This is a genomic window from Fluviirhizobium alvei (assembly GCF_030551875.1).
Classification (GTDB): Bacteria; Pseudomonadota; Alphaproteobacteria; order Rhizobiales; family Rhizobiaceae; genus Rhizobium_E; species Rhizobium_E alvei.
In genome coordinates, this window is the sequence record NZ_JAUOZU010000018.1 from 76874 (window position 1) to 96727 (window position 19854).

The window sequence follows — 19854 nt, forward strand, 5'->3', positions numbered from 1 at the left end:
GTTTCCGTCAGTCGGTCTGGATCCAGACCGCTTTGGTTTCGAGATATTCGTGCAGATGCTCGGTCCCGCCCTCGCGGCCATAGCCGGACATCTTCATGCCGCCAAACGGAACGGCGGGATCGATGGCGTGATACATGTTGACCCAGACAGAACCGGCCTTGATACGGCGAACGAGCTTGTGTGCGAGCCCGAGATTCTGGGTGAAGATACCGGCGGCCAATCCATAGGGAGTGGCATTCGCCCGCTCGACCACTTCGTCGATCGTATCGAAAGGCATCGCGGAAATGACGGGACCGAAGATTTCCTCGCGTGCGATCCGCATGTCGTCCTTCACACCGCCGAACACGGTGGGCGTGATGAAGTTGCCGCCATCATAGAGGGGGCCGGAGAGACGATTGCCGCCCGCCATCAGGTTTGCGCCTTCGCTCTGGCCGGATGAAATGAAGCCCTCGACGACCTTTGCCTGTCGGGCAGATATCAGCGGACCGATATCAGTGTCTTCCTCGATGCCGTGGCCAATGCGGAGCGACCGGGCATAATCGGCGACCTTTCCAACGAACTCATCGTGGATTTCGCGTGCGACGAACAGGCGCGAGCCTGCAATGCAGATCTGGCCGGAATGGGCAAAAACGGCCATTGCAGCGATTGGCACGGCGCGCTCGATATCGGCATCGCGGCAGATGATCAGGGGCGATTTTCCACCCAGTTCGAGCGACACCCGCTTGAGATTGCCGACGGCTGCACGGGCAATGGCCTGGCCGGTCGCGGTTGATCCGGTGAAGACGATCTTGTTGACGTCCGGATGCTCGGCCAACCGGGCTCCGGCGACTGAGCCCTTGCCGGTTACGATATTGACAACGCCATCGGGGACGCCGGCTTCCTGCATCAGCTTGGCGATGAGAAGCGGGGTCAGCGGTGCGTCTTCAGAGGGTTTCAGAATAACCGTGCAGCCGGTCGCGAGCGCTGGCGCGATCTTCCAGATCGAAGCCGCCGTTGGCGCGTTCCACGGAATGATGGCGCCGACGACGCCGATCGGCTCCCTGCGGGTGAAGCTGACGATCTCGCCCGGAAACGAATTGTCGATCACCTCGCCATGCAGCGAAGTTGCCATACCGGCATAGAACCGCAACATGCCGATGACGCGGCGCTTGTTGGCAATTGTCCGGCTGATCGGCATGCCCATGTTGAGCGTATCGGAGACCGAAAGTCTTTCCCAGTTCGCTTCGAAGAGATCGGCGATCTTGAGGAGCAGCACCTGTCGTTCATACGGCGTGAATTTCGACCACGGGCCTTCGAATGCCTTGCGGGCAGCAACCACGGCGGCATCGACATCGGCCGCACCGGCGAGCGGAACAGTCGCCAGCACTTCGCCCGTTGCGGGGTTATAAGCTTCACTTACCTCACCGGATTGGGCCGCGACCCACTGACCGCCGATGAACATCGGGCGGAAGCCGCCATCATACAGGTCGCCCGCCAGCTTCTTGGCGTCGAAATTCAGTGTCATGGCGATCTCCTCCCATTCCAATTCCGAGCGCGATATTCACCAGTTACCCGGTCGGGCACAAATAAAGAAACCTAAAAGGGCGTTCAGATAATCGGACTGTGAAATGCGGACGACTTGTCGGATGTTGGGGCAAATGGAGGAGTCTTTATGCGTCTGGCAAACAAAGTGGCCATCGTTACCGGTGGCGGTTCGGGATTCGGCGAGGGAATCGTTCGCAAATTCGTTGAAGAAGGCGCTCGCGTCGTTCTGGTTGATCGCGATCTTGCGGCAGCGGAGCGTGTAGCAGCCGCTTTCGGCGATGCCGTGGCAGCGATTTCCGGCGATGTCGCCGTCCTCGACAGTTTCATCGCGGCGCGTGATCTCGCGCTCTCCCATTTCGGGAGCCTGCATATCCTGGTCAACAACGCCGGCGTCGGCCAGCTGCCGATGCCCATGGAAGAGATGGACGAGGCGCTTTTCGATCGCCTTTTCAATGTCAACATTCGCTCGATCTATAACGGCGCGCGCGCCGTCGTGCCGCATTTCAAGGCCCAAAGATATGGCGCCATTCTCAATGTGGCGTCGACCGGCGGCGTGTCGCCCCGCCCAAATCTGACCTGGTACAACGCTTCCAAGGGCTGGGATATCGCAGCGACGCGCGGCATGGCCGTGGAACTGGCGCCATTCGGCATCCGCGTCAATGCCATCAATCCGGTGGCCGGCGATACGCCGCTCCTGTCGACCTTCATCGGTTCCGACAGCGAGGAAAGCCGTGCACGGATCGTTGCGACCATCCCGATCGGTCGTCTGTCGACGCCGGCCGACATGGGCAATGCCGCAGCGTTCCTGTGCTCGGATGAAGCCAGCATGATCACCGGCGTCGACCTGAATGTCGATGGCGGCAAGTGCATCTGAAGAGGCCGGGATGAAAGAGATCTATGAGATCGCGGTCGTCCATGGCGACGGTATCGGACCGGAGGTCTGCTCGGCTGCCGTCGAAGTGGTGAAGGCAGCGTTGGGCAACGGCTCGCCGCTCAATTTCCGCGAATATCCGGCCGGGGCTGAGCATTTCCTCAAGACGGGCGAGAGTTTTCCGGAGCCAACATTCGATGCCTGCCGAAGCTCCGATGCCATCCTGCATGGCGCTGGTGGCATTCCGGGTGTCGTCCATCCGGATGGGACCGAAGCCGGGCTTGACTTTACCCTGCGCCTTCGGTTCGAGCTCGATCTTTACGCCAACATCCGGCCGATCCGGCTCTTCGAAGGCGTGACATGCCCGCTCGCTGGCGTGAAGGCCGGCGAGATCGATTACATCATCCTGCGGGAGAACAGCGAAGGCCTTTATGCCGCCCGCGGCGCAGGCGTGCAGCTTCGTGGCGAGCTTTCCGTCGATACCCTGGTCCAGACAAGGGTGGGTGTGGAGCGGATCGTCCGCAAGGCGTTTGAGCTGGCACGCGCTTCCAACGGCGCGCCGAAGGACGGTGTCAAGCGCGTGACATGCTGTGACAAGGCCAATGTGTTGCGATCCTATGCCTTCTTCCGCGCGGTGTTCGACGAGGTGGCGCCTGACTATCCAGATATCGAGGTCGAGCATGTGCTCATCGATGCGATGACCATGCATCTCGTGCTGCGACCGGGCCATTTCAACGTCATCGTGACGGAGAACATGTTCGGTGACATTATCTCCGATCTTGGTGCGGCCACGATCGGCGGCATGGGTCTCGCCCCCTCGGCCGAACTCGGGGAGCGGAACGGGTTCTTCCAGGCGGCGCACGGTTCGGCGCCCGATATCGCAGGCAAGGGCATCGCCAATCCCTATGGCACCGTTCTGTCAGCCGCTGCCATGCTTGACTGGCTCGGTAGCAAGTACGCGGATTCCCGGCTGTCGGACGCGGCAGCCAATATCCGCGCCGCCACCAACAAGGCTCTGGCTGAAGGTTGCCTGAGCGCGGATCTCAAGGGCAACTGGAAGTCGGCGGATATTACGCGTCGTCTTTGCGATCAACTCGCCGCCATGCGTTGAAGCGAGGCCAGTTCGCTGGCCTCGTCTTCCTGCGGGCGATGATCAATAGCCGGCCTTGATCTTCTCGAATTCGGCGATCATCTTTTCGCGGAGCGCGATTGGCATCGGCGACTGGAAGAGCGTGTTGTCGACGAACTTGTCGATGTTGTCGTAGCCCTTTGCCTTCAGGATGGCGGGATCGACCGCGGCCATGCCCTTGCCGTTGGCATGGCCGTAGCCCCAGGAATCCACCATATAGGTGGCAATGTCCGGGTTGGAGATCGCGTTGAGGAAGTCATAGGCGGTTTCGTCGGTGGCGCTGCTGTCCTTGAGGCGCACATAGCCGCAGACCCAGGTCGAATGGCCTTCTGCGGTGTCCTTTTTCATGGTGACGGGAATATTGTCCTTTTGCAGCGTCGTTCCGGTCTCGTTCCAGCCCCAGGCCAGATCCACTTCGCCCGACGCCATCGCCTGGCTGAGATCGGTGTTTTCCGTCCAGTAGAGCCGGACATTCTTGTGCACCTCGCGCAGGAAGGCCGAGGCCTCGGCGAATTGTGCGTCGGTCATTTTCGTCCAGTCCTTGAGGCCGATCGCGAGGCTCGCAAGGGCATAGGCATCATCGACATTGTCGCCGATCGATACCCGATCCTTGAATTTGGGATCGGCGAAGGCTTTCAGTGACGCGACCTCGGCATCCGTGACCTTGTCGCTACGATAGATGGCAAGCGTATTGCCCCATTCGAAGGGCAGGAACCAGGCCTTGCCATCCGATGACGTCATGAGGTTGTTCATCTTGGCAATGCCCGGCAGAACATCCTTCCAGTTGGTCAGTTTGGCGGGATCAAGTTCCTGCAGCAGGCCGGCCTCACGCCATTTCACAACGCTCTGCGAACAGGGGTGGGCGAGATCGGCCTTGAAGCCGGAGCGCAATTTCTGGAACGCTTCCTCTTCATCGCCGAAGAAGCTGAAATCCGGCTCGCTGCCATGTTTGGCGGTATAGGCGGGATGGAAGGCCGGATCCTCGTAGCCCGACCAGTCGAAGATGGTCAGGTCGGCGGCCGAGGCTGCTGTTGGGCCAAACAGGGCCAAGGTCGAGAGGCAGACGGATGCAAAGAGGGTTCGGGTCCGGTTCGGCTTTGTCATGCACTCTCTCCTTTTCAGCTTTTTCTAGCGCGGCTTTGGCCCGCCTGGTTCGATATGTTTCGGGAACAGGGCAACGAGATTGGCGATGGCGGCCGCATGCGCCGTCTCGCGCGACAATCCGTCATTCATCATCAGCCGGAACCAGAGGCCTTCGAGTGTGGCGCAAAGGGCCAGCGACGCCGCTTCCGGATCGTAATCATATCCGGCTTCGGCCTTCATCTCGGCGCAGAGATTTTCGAATGTTTCCTGGTATTTGAGATCACGGGCGCCGCAGAGCGCCTGATAGGTGGGACGCGACTTGGCTTCACCCCAGAAGGCGCACCAGGCTGCGAGCTTGCGCTTGGTGCAGATGCGACGATCGAAATCGGCGGCAACCAGCGCCCAGATCTTGCTCGCCGGGTCGGCTGCCGCTTTGGAGAGGGCAGCGTTCCAATGGTTGGCATATTCGTCTGCCATGGATTGCAGGGTCGCAATCAGCAGGTTTTCCTTGCTCTCGAAATGGAAATTGACGATGCCGCGGGAAAGCCCGGCACCATCGGCCACATTCGCGAGCGTGGTTTCTGCATAGCCGCGTTTGGCGAGCGAATCGATCGTTGCCTCGATCAGTTGCTGCTGACGTGTTTCCTTGGAAGCCTTGCGGCTCTTCTTGTCATTCTCGATTGCCCGCGCGGTGCCCATACTGGCCGCCATCTCCCTGGTCTCTCGGGCAAGCACCATAGCCATCTCAGCCTGCCCCTGGTTTGGTTGCGGCCAAGTGAGTGGGGCAATGTTCGCCGCTGTCAAGGACCTTTTGCATGGCCGTCCAGGTGCGGATATTCTTGTCAATGAAGGCGGGGCTGGTCAGGGCGACGGCCTGATCGTAGAGCGGACCCGTCAGCTGGGCGAGTTCGCCAGCGGCTTCCTTGCGGTACCATTCGTTGCGACTTTCGGTCCTGATGTCGACAAATCCCGCTTTCGCCATCGCCTGTCGATAGCGGGCGGGCGATGCCATGCCGAAGCTCAATCCTTCCGCCTCGATATAATTGAGCATGTCCTGCGAGGGCGGTTCGTCGTGGCCGATCAGCCAATCGGAGGCGGCAAAACGACCGCCGGGTTTGAGCACCCGGAAGATTTCGGCAAAGACGGCGTCCTTGTCGGGAACATGCACCATCGCATCCTTGGAGAAGACGAGGTCGAATTCACCATCGTCGAAGGGCAGACGGCCCGGAGCAGCCTGAACGAAATCGACGCGATCGGACAGGCCCGCCTTCGCGGCACGTTCGCGGGCCCGTTCGATCACCGGTCTTTCCACATCAAAGCCTGTCATGTGACGCGGTGAAAAGCGCTCGGCGATGAAGAGGGTGATGCCGCCCGAGCCGCAACCGAGATCAAGTACGCGCAAACCGGCAAGATCGATGCCATGGAGGATGCGTTCCACTTCCGAAGGCCCGCCCGGCGACAGATATCCATCGCCCCAGATCAGCTCCAGAAAGCGCATATGTTCGTCGTCATATTCGGCGTCACGCTGCATTTCCGCTGTCATGTCGGGCCCCGAAATGGTCAGGAAAACATGTTCCTTGATATGAAATCCTATAACGAATTCCGCAGATTGCAATATGCTTGCTGAATATTCATTCAAAATCTCTGGACAGGATTGCGCTTTCCGTGCCAGTTTTTACCGGTGAACCGGGAGAGCGGAATGAAGCGGTACGACGCGGTGATCATCGGGGGTGGCCACAATGGCCTGGTAACGGCCGGCTATCTGCAGCGCGCTGGGCTGGATGTCGTTGTTGTGGAAAAGAACCCCTGGGTTGGTGGGGCTGCGACCAGCCGCGAACTGACGCCGGGCGTTGCCTATTCCAACTGTTCCTATGTCTGCTCGCTGTTCCGGCCGGAGATCATGCGCGATCTCGAACTGCCGCGGCATGGGCTGCAGATCGTCGCCTATGAAGGCGGTGCGGTGATGACGCGGGAAGGCGGCTATCTCGCATCCTATCGCGACCACGACCGGCATCGGCGTGAATTCGCCCGTTATTCTGCCCGCGATGCGGAAGCCTATGAGCGCTATGCCCGCGATGTGACGCGGCAGTGCCGCCTGATCCAGCCCTTCCTCCTGCGCACCGCTCCGGATCCCTTCTCCTTCAAGCCGCGCGACCTTTCGGAAATGCTCTTCCTGGCCCGCAAGTTCGGCGAGTTCAGCCCGAGCCAATTGGCCGAGACGCTGCGGTTCTGGACCATGTCGATTTCGGATTTTCTCGACGAGTATTTCGAGACCGAGGTCATCAAGGCCTATCTGGCGCTGTCCGGCATCATCGGCACGGCGCTTGGCCCGATGTCGCCGGGCACGGCCTATGTGCTGCTCCACCACTATATGGGCGAGGTTGACGGTTCCGTCGGCGCCTGGGGCTATGCGCGCGGTGGCATGGGCGCTGTCACCCAGGCGCTCGCGGCCTCCTTCCGCGCGGCCGGCGGCACCATCCTGACCGAAAGCGAGGTTTCCCAGGTCCTCGTTCGCAATGGCAAGGCGGAGGGCGTGGTGCTCGCCAATGGCGATGAGGTGCACGGCAATCGCGTCATCTCCAATGCGGATGTTAAGCGGACCTTCCTGAAACTGGTCGAGGAAAAGGAACTGCCCGACGATTTCGTCCACCGCGTCAAGCATTTCAAGATGCGCGGCTCCTCCGGCAAGGTGAACATCGCGCTCGACGGCCTACCGGAATTTCCGGCGTTGCCGGCCGGATCCAGCTGCATCAAGGGCGATCTCCATTTTACCGATACGGTGGAGCGGATCGAGCGCGCCTATGACGACTGGAAGGCGGGGCGCTGGTCTGCCGATCCGTTCCTTGATGCCATGATTCCGACCACGCTCGATCCGACCATGGCCGAGCCCGGCAAGCATTTCATGAGCTGCTTCGTGCAATATTGCCCGCCGAAGGTCGAGGGTCGCGACTGGACCGATGCGGACCGGGATGGTTTTGCCGAGTCCGTCATCAGCCAGATCGCCGAATATTCCCCCGGTTTCCGCGACCGCATCCTGCATATGGAAGTGCGCACCCCGCGCGAGCTCGAAGCGGAAGTGGGGCTCACCGAGGGCAATATCTTCCAAGGCGAACTGACCTTCGACCAGTTGCTGTTCAATCGGCCGGTACCGGGCTACGCCCAGTATCGCAGCCCGATCCGCGATCTCTATATCTGCGGTTCGTCCACCCATCCCGGAGGCGGCGTGATGGGCGCGCCCGGCTACAATGCCGCCGCTGAAATTCTCCGTGACCTCGGCAAATCCCGTCATCACATGAGCCCGGCCCATGACATCCTTTGACACGATCATCATTGGCGGCGGCCACAACGGTCTGGTGGCCGCTGGCCTGATGGCGAAGGCAGGCCGCCGTACCCTGCTTCTCGAGGCGTCCGATACGCTCGGCGGCGCGCTGCGCGATCATGAATTCGCCCCCGGCTTCCGGTCCGGCGGGCTAGTCCACATGCTCAACCGGCTTTCGCGGGAAGCGCTTGGCGATCTTGGCATCTCCGCCGACAGTTTTGGTTCGGAAAATCTCCCGACCGTGCTGTTGTCGGAGGGAAAGGCGCCCGTCATCCTGCGTGGCGCCTATGGTGCGAGCCTGGAAGGCATCGATGCTGAAGAAGCAAAGCGCTTTTCGGTGCTTCGGGAGACGCTCCTGCGACAGGCCTCCATCCTCAGGCGGTTTCTGGCAAAAGCGCCGCCGCGACCGGGCGCGATCGGCCCGATGGAAATGCTTGGTCTCGCCGGCACCGGTTTCGAGCTGATCCGGCATGGGCGGGCACCGGCGCGCGATTTCGCCCGCATGCTGCTGATGAATGTGACCGACGTTGCCGACGAGTATCTGACCGATGACCGGCTGAAGGGCTTGCTTGCGTTCGATGCAACGCTCGGAATTCACCTCGGACCTCGATCTCCGACCTCTCTTCTCGGCCTCTACTATCGGCTGACTGGTGAAGCGGCGGGGCTGATTGGGGGCCAGATGGTGCCCAAGGGTGGGTTCCAGACCCTGACCGGGTCATTGCAAGCGGCCTTTGCCCGCGCCGGCGGATCAGTGCGGCTTTCTGCGCCGGTGGCGCGCATTCTCACGGCGGGTGGCAGGGTTTCAGGCGTCCGGCTCGAAAATGGTGAAGAGATATTCGCGACCGAATTGATCGCGGCCATTCATCCCGGTTCAGCGCTGCAGGGGTTGCTCGCGCCGGGCGAAGTCGACACCGGTCTCTCCTCTGCCATCAGAAAAATCCGTAGCAAGGGCAACGTCGCCCGCCTGTCGCTGGCGCTTGATCGTTTGCCGGAGATTGCCGGCCTCACACCGAATGACCTGCGTGGACGAATGGTGATCGCGCCTTCCGTCAATCAGGTGGAAAATGCCTTCAATCCCGCCAAATACGGTGCGTTTTCGCCGGATCCCGTTATGGAATTCAGTTTCCCGAGCCTGCACAATCCGCATTTGGCGGCGGGCAACGGAGCCGTGCTTTCCGCACTCGTGCAGTTTGCGCCCTATGATCTCAAGGGAGGCTGGGATACCGGGCGGGCAACCTTCCTCGAGAACGTCCTCAAGGTGCTCGAGCGGGCAGTTCCTGGCCTCAGCCAACGGATCGTCGGGTCCGAACTGCTCGTGCCGCCCGATATCGAGGCGCGCTACCGCATGCCCGGCGGCCATTGGCACCATGGCGAATTGCAGGCCGATCGTATGCTTCTCAATCGTCCGGTCTTTGCCCTCTCGGATTATTTCACGCCGATCGACGGACTGTTTCTGGCCAGCGCCGGCTGCCATCCGGGCGGCGGCATTTCCGGTCTTGCCGGCCGCAATGCCGCGCGTGCAATTCTCAAGCGGAGGCGCTCATGATCCCGACCGCACGATCCCGCAATCTTGCGGCCATCCAGCATGGCCATATCGGCGAGGAGCTTCGCCAGACGCCGTTCCATCCGCGACTGGAAGCGCTTGCGCATGCCAATGACTGGTATGCCTGGTCCGGCTTCAAGGCACCGCATTCGCTCTACGACGAGGAGCTCGAATATTTCGCCATCCGTTCGACGGCGGCCCTCTTCGATATTTCACCGATGACGAAGTATCGCATCGAGGGGCCGGGGGCCGAAGCCTTCCTCAATCGGCTGACGCTCCGCGATGTCCGCAAGCTCGCGCCCGGTCGCGTCCACTATACCGCCTGGTGCGACGATGAGGGCCATGTTCTGGATGATGGCACGCTTTTCCGGCTGGCGCCGGACCGGTTCCGGCTCTGCTCGCAGGAACGGCATCTACCATGGCTGCTCGATAGCGCAGTGGGGTTCGATGTCCGCATCACCGATGAAACGGAGGCTGTTGCGGGGCTCGCGCTGCAGGGGCCCTGTGCCTATGCGGTTCTCAGGGATGCCGGTTTCGATGGCGTCGAAAAGCTGCGGCCATTCCAGCTGGCGGATTTTCCGCATGCAGCGGGAACCGTGACGATCTCGCGGACCGGCTTTACCGGCGATCTCGGCTACGAACTGTTCGTGTCTGCCGATCTGGCCTTGTCTCTCTGGGACCGGATCTGGCAGAGCGGCCAGCGCAATCGCCTGAGAGCGATCGGCTATTCGGCCCTCAACCGGGCCCGGATCGAGGCGGGTTTCATTGTCGCCAACGCCGATTTTGTCACTGCCGAGACGGCCTTGCGCGAGGATCGGTTGCGGTTGCCCGACGAGATCGGGCTCGACTGGATGGTCGATCTCGAAAAGCCGAATTTCAATGGTCGCCATGCCATGATGGAGGCGCGCCGGACCGGGTCTCTCCGCCATGTTCTCGTCGGACTGGAGGTCGACGGCAATGTCGCAGGCCCGCTGTCGCTGATTTATCATCGCCAGAAGCGGGAGGTGGGGATAGTGACGGCTGCCACCTGGTCGCCCATCCTCAAGAAATCGATTGCGATTGCCAGCCTGTCGCGTCCTTTCGGTATCAGCCGCAATGATGATCTGTGGGTCGAGATCTATGTGTTGCGCGAGCTTCAGTACCAGAAACTGATGAAGCGGGTTCGGATTGTGCCGCGGCCGTTCCTGAAACTCGACCGGCGCGGCGCCAATCCGCCAGGGTTGCTCTGATGCCATCGGATCAAGCCATTCCCGGGGCGGTGGATCCGGAGGAGGTCGCCAACTGGAGGCTTATTCTCACGCCTGCCGGCGAGGAATGGTCCGGACGCGCCCGCTATGCCGCGGCGATGTTTTTCAACCGCCGCGGCGAGATGCCGCTCGATGTGCTCGAGATCTACCGCATCTGTTCACGCATCGACAACGAAGACGCGATTGATGCGCTCCGGGCCTACAGGATGGGCGCCGCGTGGATCGAACGCGTCGAGAGGATGCGGTTAGTCTTGGTCGCCCAGCCTGATGGTTCTTCAGGGACTTGAAGCCTTTACCCGACCTTGGATACCGTGCCAGTCGGTTTCACAAATTGCATTTTGACGGTTCTGCCTTCCGGTCAAAACGTTCGTGTCGCCTGGTAAGTGGGCCCTGCGGTACGCATTGATGATGATCTGCCAGCCTTCCGTCGGATGGGCTGCAATCATTGCCAATGCAATATCCCTTCGGGTAAGTCCGATGTCCCGCAGCAGGTGGTCATCCTTTGCGGCGAGGCCATTCAACTCGGCTCTGAAACGCTGCCAACGCCGCCATTCCACGATCCGCGAGATTGCGGTGCGAAAGGGTCGCGGTCGCAGGACGTTCTGCAAGGCTTGCTGGTTCAGGATTGTCAAAATCAACATGTTCTGATCCCCTCAATACTCGAAGTCCGAGACGGATATGTTGGCCTTGCTCATACCTTCCAGGATAAGGACATCGCCATTGCCGAGATCGATCTCGACATTTACTCCAACCTGGTGGATCTTCGTGGAAAAAGCAGAATAGTCGTAGATCGAGTCCATGCCCTCGACTTTGAGCTTGTCGGCGCCATCTTCGAAGCCGAGAATAGTGTCGCGGTCATAGTCTCTGGAAAAGACGAAGATGTCATCGCCCAGGTGACCATGGAGGATGTCGTCACCCTTGCGTCCATCGAGAATGTCATTTCCCTGGTAGCCCGAGAGCGTGTTCTCCTTGTTTGAGCCCACCAATCTGTTGTCCAGCGCATTTCCTGTGGCTTCCTGTGCATTGCCAAGAAGCACGAGATTTTCGACGTAGTCACCAAGTGTGTAGGAGACGCTGCTTTTGACTGTGTCCACACCTTTGAAGATTCCTTCGACGATCTGGAATCCCTGCAGGGGGCTGATCCCGGTGATGATGTAGGTGTCGCTTCCCGCGCCGCCATAGACTTTGCCATCAATCGATCCGCCACGGGTGATGAATGTGTCGTTCCCGCCTTCCAGGAGAACGTTTCCGAAAATCTTGCCGCGATTGATAACGGTGGTGGAAACATCTTCGTCTATCATGGCGCGCGGCGCGCGAATGATGCCATCATTCACCAGACGATTGCCGTCCGTGCCTCTGAAGATGATCCCGATATTGTCCGACCGAATGATCCCATCCTCGCCGTTGATCATCGTCGCGGTTGTCTTGGCACCAGCTGCGGTATCCGTCGCTGAGCTGGAAAGTCCGGTCATGTCGACGCCGACACTATCTGCATCGATAAGCCTTTCGTTCGTTACTCTGCCAGCGGCGTTCTGGTCCTTGCAGGCAATTTCAATCCCTGTCTCTCCACGGATTGTGCCATCGTTGAAAACGTTGCCGCCATTGTTGAGGTTGACTCCCCACTCACCGGATTCGAGGTGGCCGTGGTTGACGATCGAAACGTTCTTCCCATCGCCGCCAATGGCTACTGCTGCTGCGCCGCTGACTGTGATGTTCGATGTGGCACCAACAAAGATGCTTGTTTTGCCACCAGTGGCATTGATGCCGCACTCATCGTTGCTGCTGGTCGTTAAATCTCCGAAGATCTTGATCCTGGTATTTGAAAAGCCGTTGGTATCGATTCCGGTTCCATCGATCTGGAAGTGAGCCTGTTGCCCCACGACCCAGAGATCTCCACCCTTGGTGATATTCCAGGTGCTGGTGCGATCCTCGTTGGTAAAGTGCCTCGCCATTGCCTTCTCCTTTCCGTCATAGACTGATTGCATGAAGTTGCACGAATTTCATTGAATGGTTGCCTTGCCCATTCGGGTTCGGTAGGTTCGCCAGGCGTATCGCCGATAAATCCACCGTAACTGCCCGAATATTCCCGATACGCATGTCATCTCAGATTTATTCGTGCATATTCGTGCAATTTCATGACTTCGTCAAGGAGGGAAGATGCTGACCACGGAACGCAAGGCGCTGCTGATGGACCGGTTACGGCGGGATGGCCGCATCGTGGCGAAGGCGATCGCGGAAGAATTCATGCTGTCAGAAGACACGATTCGTCGCGATCTCAGGGAGTTGGCGGCAGAAGGCCTGCTCAATCGTGTCCATGGCGGGGCGTTGCCGATTTCACCGGATCTGCCGGATTTTGCCACGCGTACTCGGATCGAGTCAGATGAAAAGCAGCGCCTGGCGTCTGCCGCGGTCACGCTGGTCTCTCCCGGGCAGATGCTGTTTCTCGATGGTGGAACAACGAATGCGGCGCTCGCGCGGATTTTGCCCCGCCATTTCGCCTTCACCGTGGTCACGCATAGTCCAACCATCGCTGCCGAACTCGAGCAACATCCCACCGCGGAGGTCATTCTGCTGGGTGGCCGCCTTTACAAACACTCGATGGTGGCTGTGGGGGCGATGACAGCCGAGGCGATCGGTCGGCTACGGCCCGATCTCTTTTTCCTCGGGGTGACGGCCGCGCATCCGACCGAGGGTTTTTCGACCGGCGATATCGAGGAAGCGGCGATCAAGCGTCAGATCGTGCAGCAGGCGGCATCGACCTGGATCCTGTTGACATCCAACAAGCTCGATGCCGCATCGCCGGCCAATGTGGTGGCAAGCGATCAGATCACCGGGTTGGTGGTTTCGAATACAGTCGAAGCCAGCCGGCTGGCTGGCTTCGAAGCCAAGGGCATCAGGCTTCTGCGCGCCTGATCACCTTTCCGCTCAAGGTCAGCGACCTTTCCAGACCGGGTCGCGCTTTTCGGCAAAGGCGCGCGCACCTTCGAGATTGTCTTCCGACCCGTAAAGAACGTCGACTGTCTTCAGCTGCCGGCGAGTGATCTTGTTCATCGTGTCCTGGAACTTGTTGCCCTCGGCTTCCCGGACCACTTCCTTGATGGCGGCATAGACGAGCGGCGGACCGCTTTCGAGCAGGCGGGCAAGCTCCCATGCGCGTTCCATCAGCTTGTCGGCGGGAAGGATTTCATTGACGAAGCCCCAGCGATGCGCCTCCTGCGCATCGAGCCAGCGGCCGGTCAGCAGCATGTCCATGGCGATATGATAGGGAATGCGCTTGGGCAGCTTGATCGAGGCGGCGTCAGCCACCGTGCCGGAGCGGATTTCGGGCAGCGCGAAGGTGGCATGGTCCGCAGCCAGGATCAGATCCGTCGACAAGGCGATCTCGAGCCCGCCGCCGCAGCAGATGCCGTTGATGGCGGCGATGATCGGCTTGTTGAGATCACGCAATTCCTGCATGCCGCCGAAACCGCCAACGCCGTAATCGCCATCGACCGCATCACCGGCTGCTGCTGCCTTCAGGTCCCAGCCGGGGCAGAAGAATTTGGGACCTGATCCGGTGATGATGGCAACGCGGAGCGTGTCGTCATCGCGGAAATCCTGAAAGATCTTTCCCATGATGCGGGAGGTGATCAGGTCGATTGCATTGGCCTTCGGCCGGTCGATCGTGACTTCGAGAATACCGCCTTCGCGGCGGGTCTTGATGGGCGTATCGGTCATATCGGTTCTCCCTCTTATCCTGTTAGAGGGCTTTACCCCTCACCAACTACGGCCAGGGTTCGCTACGCTTACCCGGCCTTCGTATCCTCTCCCGCAAGGGGCAAGGTAAACCCGTGGAGCCCACAGTGCCTTAAATGGGCGGTGCTTGTGGCACCCTACCTCTCCCCTTGCGGGAGAGGATAGCAAGCCCGGATGAGACCGGAGGTCGAAGGCATGGGCGCGCTTGGTGAGGGGTGACTTTCCCTCAGCAAGCCTGCTTATCTCCTAATCCTCACCAGCGCATCCGCCGCGACAACACCTTGCCCCTCCGGCAGCACCATCAGCGGATTGATGTCCAGTTCCTCGATCGAGTCGGCATGGGCAATGACGAAATCGGCTGCAGCGGCAATGGCTGCGACCAGTGCTTCCATGTCGCCCTTTGCCTGGCCGCGATAGCCGGTCAGAAGCTTCGTGATCTTCAGTCCCGCAAGGGCCTCTTCGATTTGAGCCTTGGTCGCGGGCAGGGTGATAACAGCGCTGTCATCCATCAATTCGACAAGAATGCCGCCGGCGCCAACCGTCAGCACCGGACCCGCCACCGGATCGCGCAACGCACCGATAATGAGTTCCGCCACCGGTCGGGACGCCATCTTCTCGATGAGGAATTCGTCGGCAATGTCTTGCATCGACGTATGGGCTGACCGTACGGCCTCTGCCGAGGTCAGGTTGAGACGGACGGCGCCAGCCTCGGTCTTGTGGGCGATGCCGGATCCCTTGAGCACGACGGGAAAGCCGATTTCGGCTGCCGCTTCGACGGCTTCATCGACAGAGGCCACCAGGCGACCTTTCGGTACCGGCAATCCGTAATCCTTGAGCAGGTCCTTCGACTGGAATTCGGTGAATGTTCTGGCTTCGCCCTCTCTCACATCCGATTTCAGAAGCGGCAGGGGCTCGGGCCGCGCCCAGGCCTTGGCAATCGCATGGGCGGTCTGGGCCGCGACCAGGGCCTCATCGATGCCCATGAAGGGCACAACGCCATTGTCCAGCAAACGGAAGGCGACGTTTTCCGGCAGGTTTTCGCCCATCGACGCAACGATACCGGCATTGGCACCGGTTGCCTTGTGGGCGGCAATGACCGCATCGACCGTGGTCATCCAGTCGGCCGGATCGCAGCGATCGGAACGGGGAAAATCGAGAATGACGAGGTTGAGGGAATAGCCGCCCTTCATCATTTCCGAAAAGGCAATCGTCTGCTTTTCGCCATTGCCCCAGACGAAGGTGTGGTAATCGAGCGGATTGGAGAGCGTCACCATCTGCCCGAGCGTTTCGCGCAGCACCGGCAGCTGTTCCGGCTTGAGATCGCGGAAATTCACATCGAGGCCGACGGCGGAATCGGCGATCAGGGAGGCTTCGCCACCCGAGCAACTCATCGAGGAGATTTCGTTGGTCGCGAGTGGGCCGACGAGGTGCAGCAGCTTGAGTGTCTCCAGAAGGGCCGGTAGCGAACTGACGCGACCGATTCCGAGCCGCTCGAGCACGGCGCCGGAGACCTTGTCATTGCCGGCCAGCGAGGCGGTGTGGGAGACGGTGGCTTTCTGGGCCGCTTCCGATTTGCCCATCTTCAGGGCGACGACGGGCTTCTTGAGTTCGCGGGCCCGCTTGCCCAAGAGTTCCAGCATCTCGAGATCATCAAAACCCTCGATATGGAGACCGACGGCGGTGACGCGTGGATCTTCAAGCGCTGCCACGGCGAGTGCAGAAAGACCCGTCTGCGCCTGGTTGCCGGCAGTCATCAGATAGGCGAGCGGCAGGCCGCGCATCTGCATGGAAATGTTGCAGGCAATGTTGGAGCTTTGCGTCAGAACCGCTACGCCCTTCTCCGTCCGCACCATGCCATGCTGGTCCGGCCATAGAAGCGCGCCATCGAGCATGTTGATGAAGCCGTAGCAGTTGGGACCAACGACAGCCATGTCGCCAGCCGCCTCGACGAGCTGCGCCTGCAGGTCATGGCCATCGGCCAGTTCCGCCACGGCTTCGGAAAAGCCCGAGGCATAACAGATGGCGCCGCCCGCACCCTTGTCGCGCAGCTGCCGCATGATGTCGATTGTCAGCATGCGATTGACGCCGACGAAGGCCGCATCGGGGGCTGCAGGCAGATCAGCGACGGATCGGTAGCATTTATAGCCATGCACCTCATCCTTGGTCGGATGCACGGGCCAGATCTCACCCTTGTAACCCATCTTCTTCGACTGCTCGACGACACGGCCGGCTTCCTTGCCGCCGAAGACGGCAATCGATTTCGGGCGGATGAGGCGGGAAAGGGAATTGGGCGAGAGCGTTTTCATCCGAGCCATCTCCTGGAGAGAAAGAAGCCAGCTTCCAGCAGGGAAAACTGGGCCTGACGTATCTTGGCAACGTCGGGCAGGAGGCGCGACGGTGCCGGTATGTCAAATCGCCATGCGGGGAACAGGTCCTGCAGCAGCTGTGGTGCCGCAGGTCCATCAGGTTCTTCAAACTGCCCCGCACTTTCGTCCGTCATGGTCAGGCTCCGAACGGACGGAGGAGATCACGGCTGATGATGTGGCGCTGGATTTCGCTGGTGCCATCCCAGATTCGTTCGACGCGGGCATCGCGCCAGAAGCGGGCGAGTGGCAGATCGTCCATCAGGCCCATGCCGCCATAGATCTGGATCGCCTGGTCGGTGACGCGGGCGAGCATTTCAGAGGCGTAGAGTTTGGCGGAGGCGATTTCGCGGTTGGACGGCTTTTTCTGATCGAGCAGCCAGGCGCCATGCAATGTCAGGAAATCGGCGGCGTCGATTTCGGTGATCATGTCGGCAAGCTTGAAGGAAACGCCCTGGTTGGCTCCGATCGGCTTGCCGAATTGCTTGCGTTCGGCGGCATAGGGCACGCAATAATCGAACACGCGGCGGGCACGACCGACGCAATTGGCAGCCACCGTCAGGCGGGTGCCATAGAGCCAGTCATTGGCAAGGTCAAAGCCCTTGTGTACTTCGCCGAGGATCTGCGAAGAGGGCAGGCGGCATTCGTCGAAATTCAGCACGCAGTTCTTGTAACCGCGATGGGAGACCGAATTGTAGCCGTCGCGGATCTCGAAGCCCGGTGTGCCGCGATCAACGAGGAAGCAGGTGATCAGCTTCTTCGGTCCCTTCGGCGTCTGTTCTTCGCCAGTCGCGATGAAGACGATGACGAAATCGGCAATGTTGGCGTGGCTGATGAAATGCTTGGTGCCGTTGACGATCCAATCGTCGCCATCCTTGCGGGCGAAGCATTTCATGCCGCGCACGTCAGAGCCGGCGCCCGGTTCGGTCATGGCGAGCGCATCGAACTTGTCTCCCCTGGTCGCCGGAATCAGGTACTTTTCGCGCTGTTCGTCATTGCAGCCCATCAGAATCCCAGACGGGCGGCCGAAGAAAACGGTGAGCGCCATCGAGCCACGGCCGAGTTCGCGCTCGACCAGCGTGAAGGTGAGGTGATCGAGGCCGGCGCCGCCGACATCTTCAGGCATGTTGCAGCCGAAGAAACCGAGATCCTTCACCTTGCGGGCAATCTCCTGTCCCATTTCCGGCGGTACGAAGCCGAGCTTTTCTACTTCGTCCTCGAGCGGATAGATCTCCGTTTCCACGAAGCTCCGCACGGTGTTGACGATCATGTCCTGTTCTTCGGTCAGTCCGAAATTCATGGTGTGGTTCTCCCAAAATCTCTGCCGATCAGGGTTGGAACCCCTCATCCGGCCTTCGGCCACCTTCTCCCCAAGGGGAGAAGAGGGCGGTTGCCGCGCCCTCTCGGCTTGTTCTCTATGCTCCAGACTTCCCCTGGAGGCCGAACCCGGTCTCCCTCTTCTCCCCTTGGGGAGAAGGTGGCCCGAAGGGCCGGATGAGGGGTTCCCAGCGCGCGATCCAGCCTATTTCCGTTGACCCACAGTCCGACCGGCTGTTTCTGGAACCGGCAGGCTGGCATGGGCATCGGCGAACTGATTGAACTTCTCAAGGACTGCCGGCAGCGGCGGCACCGATTTGCCTTCCTTGGAGGAGACATGCAGCATCATATGTTCGCAGGTCGCGAGCAGTGCGTTGTCAGAGGCGCGACGCAGCCACATGTAGGTGTGGATGCGCTTGCCGTCCGATGGCAGAACCTGGGCTTCGACAAAGAGCGCATCGCCCAGCTTGGCCTCGTCGAGCCACTGATTGTGCGCTTCGACCGTATAGTAGCTGTGACCTGCCGCGACATAATCCATGTCGACGCCGATCAGGCGCAGGAAGGCGTCGGCCGCATCGGCAAAGCACTGGTTATAGCGGAACTCGGTCATATGGCCGTTGTAATCGACCCAGGACGGATGCACTTTCGGCTCAAGCAGCTTGAGTAGGTCGGCACTGGCCTTGGCTTCCGGCTTGGGTGCGTTGGCCCAGAGCTGCGCTTCGAATTCAGAGAGCAGCTTACCCGCGCCCCAACCCTTGCCGCCATTGGACCCCTTCAGCGTCTGCATGATGCCGACGAGGTTTTCGTCGCGGATCCGTTCCAGTTCGCGGAAACCGTAGGCGCCCGACTGCGCGTCGGACTGGCTGGCGATCTTGTCGATCAGTTCATCGGTGAGATCGACCACATCGGTGAGCTTGGTCCAGGGCCAGGAGAGGCAGGGACCGAACTGGGCAATGAAGTGCCGCATACCGGCTTCGCCACCGGCGATGCGGTAGGTTTCGAACATGCCCATCTGCGCCCAGCGCATGCCGAACGAATAGCGGATCACGTCATCGAGTGTTTCGGTATCGCAGATGTCGTCCTTGATCAGCCACAGGCCTTCGCGCCAGACGGCTTCGAGCAGGCGGTCACCGACAAAGGCTTCGATTTCCTTCTTGAGGATGACGCCCTTCATGCCGATCGGTGCCAGTCGCGCCTTGGCGAGTTCCAGTGTTTCCGGAGCCGTCTTTTCCCCGCCGACCAGTTCGGCGAGCGGCAGCAAATAGACGGGATTATAGGGATGGGCGACGAACATCCGCTCGGGATGTTTCATGTCGCGCTGCAGTTCGGTCGGCATGATGCCGGATGTCGAGGAGCCTATCAGCGCCTTAGGGTCAGCGGCTGCGTCGATCTGGGTAATGACGTTCCGCTTGAGGTCGACGCGTTCGGGAACGCTTTCCTGGATCCAGTCGGCGCCTTCGACAGCCTCCTCGATCGTCTTGACGAAGGTCAGCTTGCCCTTCTTGGGCAGCGGCGCCATGGTGAGCAGGCCATAGGCGCGCTCGGCATTGGCCATGACTTCGCCGACGATCCGTTCGGCTTCCGGATGCGGATCGAACATCTTGGTGTCGATTCCGGCGAGCACGAAGCGGGCCGCCCAGGCTCCGCCAATCACGCCACCGCCGATACATGCTGCTTTCTGGATTTTCGTGGTCATTTTGGTTCATACCCTTCAAATTTGTCT

The 19854-nt window shown here is 60.3% G+C and carries 18 protein-coding genes; 7 read left to right on the forward strand and 11 right to left on the reverse strand.

Features of this window, described 5'->3' with window-relative positions; all coding sequences use genetic code 11:
• Window positions 1-7: 7 nt before the first annotated feature.
• Entirely contained in the window at window positions 8-1504 is a 1497-nt protein-coding gene (locus tag Q4481_RS21360) for an aldehyde dehydrogenase family protein (RefSeq protein WP_304378441.1), read from the reverse strand.
• 147 nt (window positions 1505-1651) lie between these two features.
• On the opposite strand from Q4481_RS21360, the gene Q4481_RS21365 reads away from it, so the two are divergent.
• Together Q4481_RS21365 and Q4481_RS21370 are read left to right on the forward strand one after the other, a co-directional pair.
• Window positions 1652-2398, forward strand: a complete 747-nt coding sequence (locus Q4481_RS21365) for a glucose 1-dehydrogenase (protein ID WP_304378442.1) — start codon at window positions 1652-1654, stop codon at window positions 2396-2398.
• A 10-nt stretch (window positions 2399-2408) separates the two neighbouring features.
• Window positions 2409-3506, forward strand: coding sequence for an isocitrate/isopropylmalate dehydrogenase family protein (locus Q4481_RS21370; protein WP_304378443.1), 1098 nt, complete (start codon window positions 2409-2411; stop codon window positions 3504-3506).
• Between the two features lie 42 nt (window positions 3507-3548).
• Here the strand turns inward: Q4481_RS21370 and Q4481_RS21375 are convergent, their stop codons facing one another.
• From Q4481_RS21375 to Q4481_RS21385, 3 genes are read right to left on the reverse strand one after another with little or no spacing between them, the layout of a single operon-like run.
• Complete coding sequence (locus Q4481_RS21375) at window positions 3549-4628, reverse strand: extracellular solute-binding protein (RefSeq protein WP_304378444.1); 1080 nt, start codon at window positions 4626-4628, stop codon at window positions 3549-3551.
• Window positions 4629-4652: 24 nt separating this feature from the next.
• Entirely contained in the window at window positions 4653-5318 is a 666-nt protein-coding gene (locus Q4481_RS21380; RefSeq protein WP_304378445.1) for a TetR family transcriptional regulator C-terminal domain-containing protein, read from the reverse strand.
• A gap of 34 nt (window positions 5319-5352) precedes the next feature.
• On the reverse strand, window positions 5353-6150 hold the full coding sequence (locus tag Q4481_RS21385) for a class I SAM-dependent methyltransferase (protein WP_304378446.1): 798 nt from the start codon (window positions 6148-6150) through the stop codon (window positions 5353-5355).
• Between the two features lie 156 nt (window positions 6151-6306).
• On the opposite strand from Q4481_RS21385, the gene Q4481_RS21390 reads away from it, so the two are divergent.
• Genes Q4481_RS21390 through Q4481_RS21405 form a run of 4 tightly spaced genes read left to right on the forward strand, consistent with a single transcriptional unit; the run spans window position 6307 to window position 11003 of the window.
• Window positions 6307-7926 carry a phytoene desaturase family protein gene (locus Q4481_RS21390; protein ID WP_304378447.1) on the forward strand — a complete coding sequence of 540 codons (1620 nt, stop codon included), beginning with the start codon at window positions 6307-6309 and terminating at the stop codon, window positions 7924-7926.
• Window positions 7913-9472 (forward strand): phytoene desaturase family protein, encoded by a 1560-nt coding sequence (locus Q4481_RS21395; RefSeq protein ID WP_304378448.1) that lies wholly within the window; start codon window positions 7913-7915, stop codon window positions 9470-9472. Before Q4481_RS21390 ends, Q4481_RS21395 begins: the two co-directional genes overlap by 14 nt.
• On the forward strand, window positions 9469-10698 hold the full coding sequence (locus tag Q4481_RS21400) for an aminomethyl transferase family protein (RefSeq protein WP_304378449.1): 1230 nt from the start codon (window positions 9469-9471) through the stop codon (window positions 10696-10698). The genes Q4481_RS21395 and Q4481_RS21400 overlap by 4 nt, the downstream gene beginning before the upstream one ends.
• A complete protein-coding gene (locus Q4481_RS21405) occupies window positions 10698-11003 on the forward strand; it encodes a hypothetical protein (RefSeq protein ID WP_304378450.1) in 306 nt (101 codons plus the stop codon). The genes Q4481_RS21400 and Q4481_RS21405 overlap by 1 nt, the downstream gene beginning before the upstream one ends.
• Here Q4481_RS21405 and Q4481_RS21410 read toward each other — a convergent pair.
• Both Q4481_RS21410 and Q4481_RS21415 read right to left on the reverse strand, forming a co-directional pair.
• The gene (locus tag Q4481_RS21410) at window positions 10992-11357 is read right to left on the reverse strand and encodes a DUF1127 domain-containing protein (protein WP_304378451.1); all 366 of its coding nucleotides are present in this window, start codon (window positions 11355-11357) and stop codon (window positions 10992-10994) included. The two genes, Q4481_RS21405 and Q4481_RS21410, sit on opposite strands and share 12 nt — an antisense overlap.
• Before the next feature lie 12 nt (window positions 11358-11369).
• Entirely contained in the window at window positions 11370-12668 is a 1299-nt protein-coding gene (locus tag Q4481_RS21415; protein ID WP_304378452.1) for a calcium-binding protein, read from the reverse strand.
• Window positions 12669-12873: 205 nt separating this feature from the next.
• Between Q4481_RS21415 and Q4481_RS21420 the strand changes: the two genes are divergently transcribed.
• On the forward strand, window positions 12874-13629 hold the full coding sequence (locus tag Q4481_RS21420; protein ID WP_304378453.1) for a DeoR/GlpR family DNA-binding transcription regulator: 756 nt from the start codon (window positions 12874-12876) through the stop codon (window positions 13627-13629).
• A gap of 18 nt (window positions 13630-13647) precedes the next feature.
• Here the strand turns inward: Q4481_RS21420 and Q4481_RS21425 are convergent, their stop codons facing one another.
• The 5 genes from Q4481_RS21425 to Q4481_RS21445 form a co-directional block, all read right to left on the reverse strand.
• Window positions 13648-14433, reverse strand: a complete 786-nt coding sequence (locus Q4481_RS21425; protein ID WP_304378454.1) for a carnitinyl-CoA dehydratase — start codon at window positions 14431-14433, stop codon at window positions 13648-13650.
• 257 nt (window positions 14434-14690) lie between these two features.
• Complete coding sequence (locus Q4481_RS21430) at window positions 14691-16757, reverse strand: acetate--CoA ligase family protein (RefSeq protein ID WP_304378455.1); 2067 nt, start codon at window positions 16755-16757, stop codon at window positions 14691-14693.
• Window positions 16754-16951 carry a hypothetical protein gene (locus Q4481_RS21435; RefSeq protein WP_304378456.1) on the reverse strand — a complete coding sequence of 66 codons (198 nt, stop codon included), beginning with the start codon at window positions 16949-16951 and terminating at the stop codon, window positions 16754-16756. Before Q4481_RS21435 ends, Q4481_RS21430 begins: the two co-directional genes overlap by 4 nt.
• A gap of 2 nt (window positions 16952-16953) precedes the next feature.
• A complete protein-coding gene (locus tag Q4481_RS21440; RefSeq protein ID WP_304378457.1) occupies window positions 16954-18114 on the reverse strand; it encodes an acyl-CoA dehydrogenase family protein in 1161 nt (386 codons plus the stop codon).
• Between the two features lie 222 nt (window positions 18115-18336).
• A complete protein-coding gene (locus Q4481_RS21445) occupies window positions 18337-19827 on the reverse strand; it encodes a carnitine 3-dehydrogenase (RefSeq protein ID WP_304378458.1) in 1491 nt (496 codons plus the stop codon).
• Window positions 19828-19854: the final 27 nt, after the last annotated feature.

Coding starts and splice junctions, on each gene's coding strand:
- Q4481_RS21420 (WP_304378453.1), top strand. CDS start 12,874: ATGCTGACCACGGAACGCAAGGCGCTGCTGATGGACCGGTTACGGCGG.
- Q4481_RS21400 (WP_304378449.1), top strand. CDS start 9,469: ATGATCCCGACCGCACGATCCCGCAATCTTGCGGCCATCCAGCATGGC.
- Q4481_RS21375 (WP_304378444.1), bottom strand. CDS start 4,628: ATGACAAAGCCGAACCGGACCCGAACCCTCTTTGCATCCGTCTGCCTC.
- Q4481_RS21370 (WP_304378443.1), top strand. CDS start 2,409: ATGAAAGAGATCTATGAGATCGCGGTCGTCCATGGCGACGGTATCGGA.
- Q4481_RS21445 (WP_304378458.1), bottom strand. CDS start 19,827: ATGACCACGAAAATCCAGAAAGCAGCATGTATCGGCGGTGGCGTGATT.
- Q4481_RS21385 (WP_304378446.1), bottom strand. CDS start 6,150: ATGACAGCGGAAATGCAGCGTGACGCCGAATATGACGACGAACATATG.
- Q4481_RS21395 (WP_304378448.1), top strand. CDS start 7,913: ATGACATCCTTTGACACGATCATCATTGGCGGCGGCCACAACGGTCTG.
- Q4481_RS21410 (WP_304378451.1), bottom strand. CDS start 11,357: ATGTTGATTTTGACAATCCTGAACCAGCAAGCCTTGCAGAACGTCCTG.
- Q4481_RS21430 (WP_304378455.1), bottom strand. CDS start 16,757: ATGAAAACGCTCTCGCCCAATTCCCTTTCCCGCCTCATCCGCCCGAAA.
- Q4481_RS21415 (WP_304378452.1), bottom strand. CDS start 12,668: ATGGCGAGGCACTTTACCAACGAGGATCGCACCAGCACCTGGAATATC.
- Q4481_RS21390 (WP_304378447.1), top strand. CDS start 6,307: ATGAAGCGGTACGACGCGGTGATCATCGGGGGTGGCCACAATGGCCTG.
- Q4481_RS21365 (WP_304378442.1), top strand. CDS start 1,652: ATGCGTCTGGCAAACAAAGTGGCCATCGTTACCGGTGGCGGTTCGGGA.
- Q4481_RS21360 (WP_304378441.1), bottom strand. CDS start 1,504: ATGACACTGAATTTCGACGCCAAGAAGCTGGCGGGCGACCTGTATGAT.
- Q4481_RS21405 (WP_304378450.1), top strand. CDS start 10,698: ATGCCATCGGATCAAGCCATTCCCGGGGCGGTGGATCCGGAGGAGGTC.
- Q4481_RS21380 (WP_304378445.1), bottom strand. CDS start 5,318: ATGGCGGCCAGTATGGGCACCGCGCGGGCAATCGAGAATGACAAGAAG.
- Q4481_RS21425 (WP_304378454.1), bottom strand. CDS start 14,433: ATGACCGATACGCCCATCAAGACCCGCCGCGAAGGCGGTATTCTCGAA.
- Q4481_RS21435 (WP_304378456.1), bottom strand. CDS start 16,951: ATGACGGACGAAAGTGCGGGGCAGTTTGAAGAACCTGATGGACCTGCG.
- Q4481_RS21440 (WP_304378457.1), bottom strand. CDS start 18,114: ATGAATTTCGGACTGACCGAAGAACAGGACATGATCGTCAACACCGTG.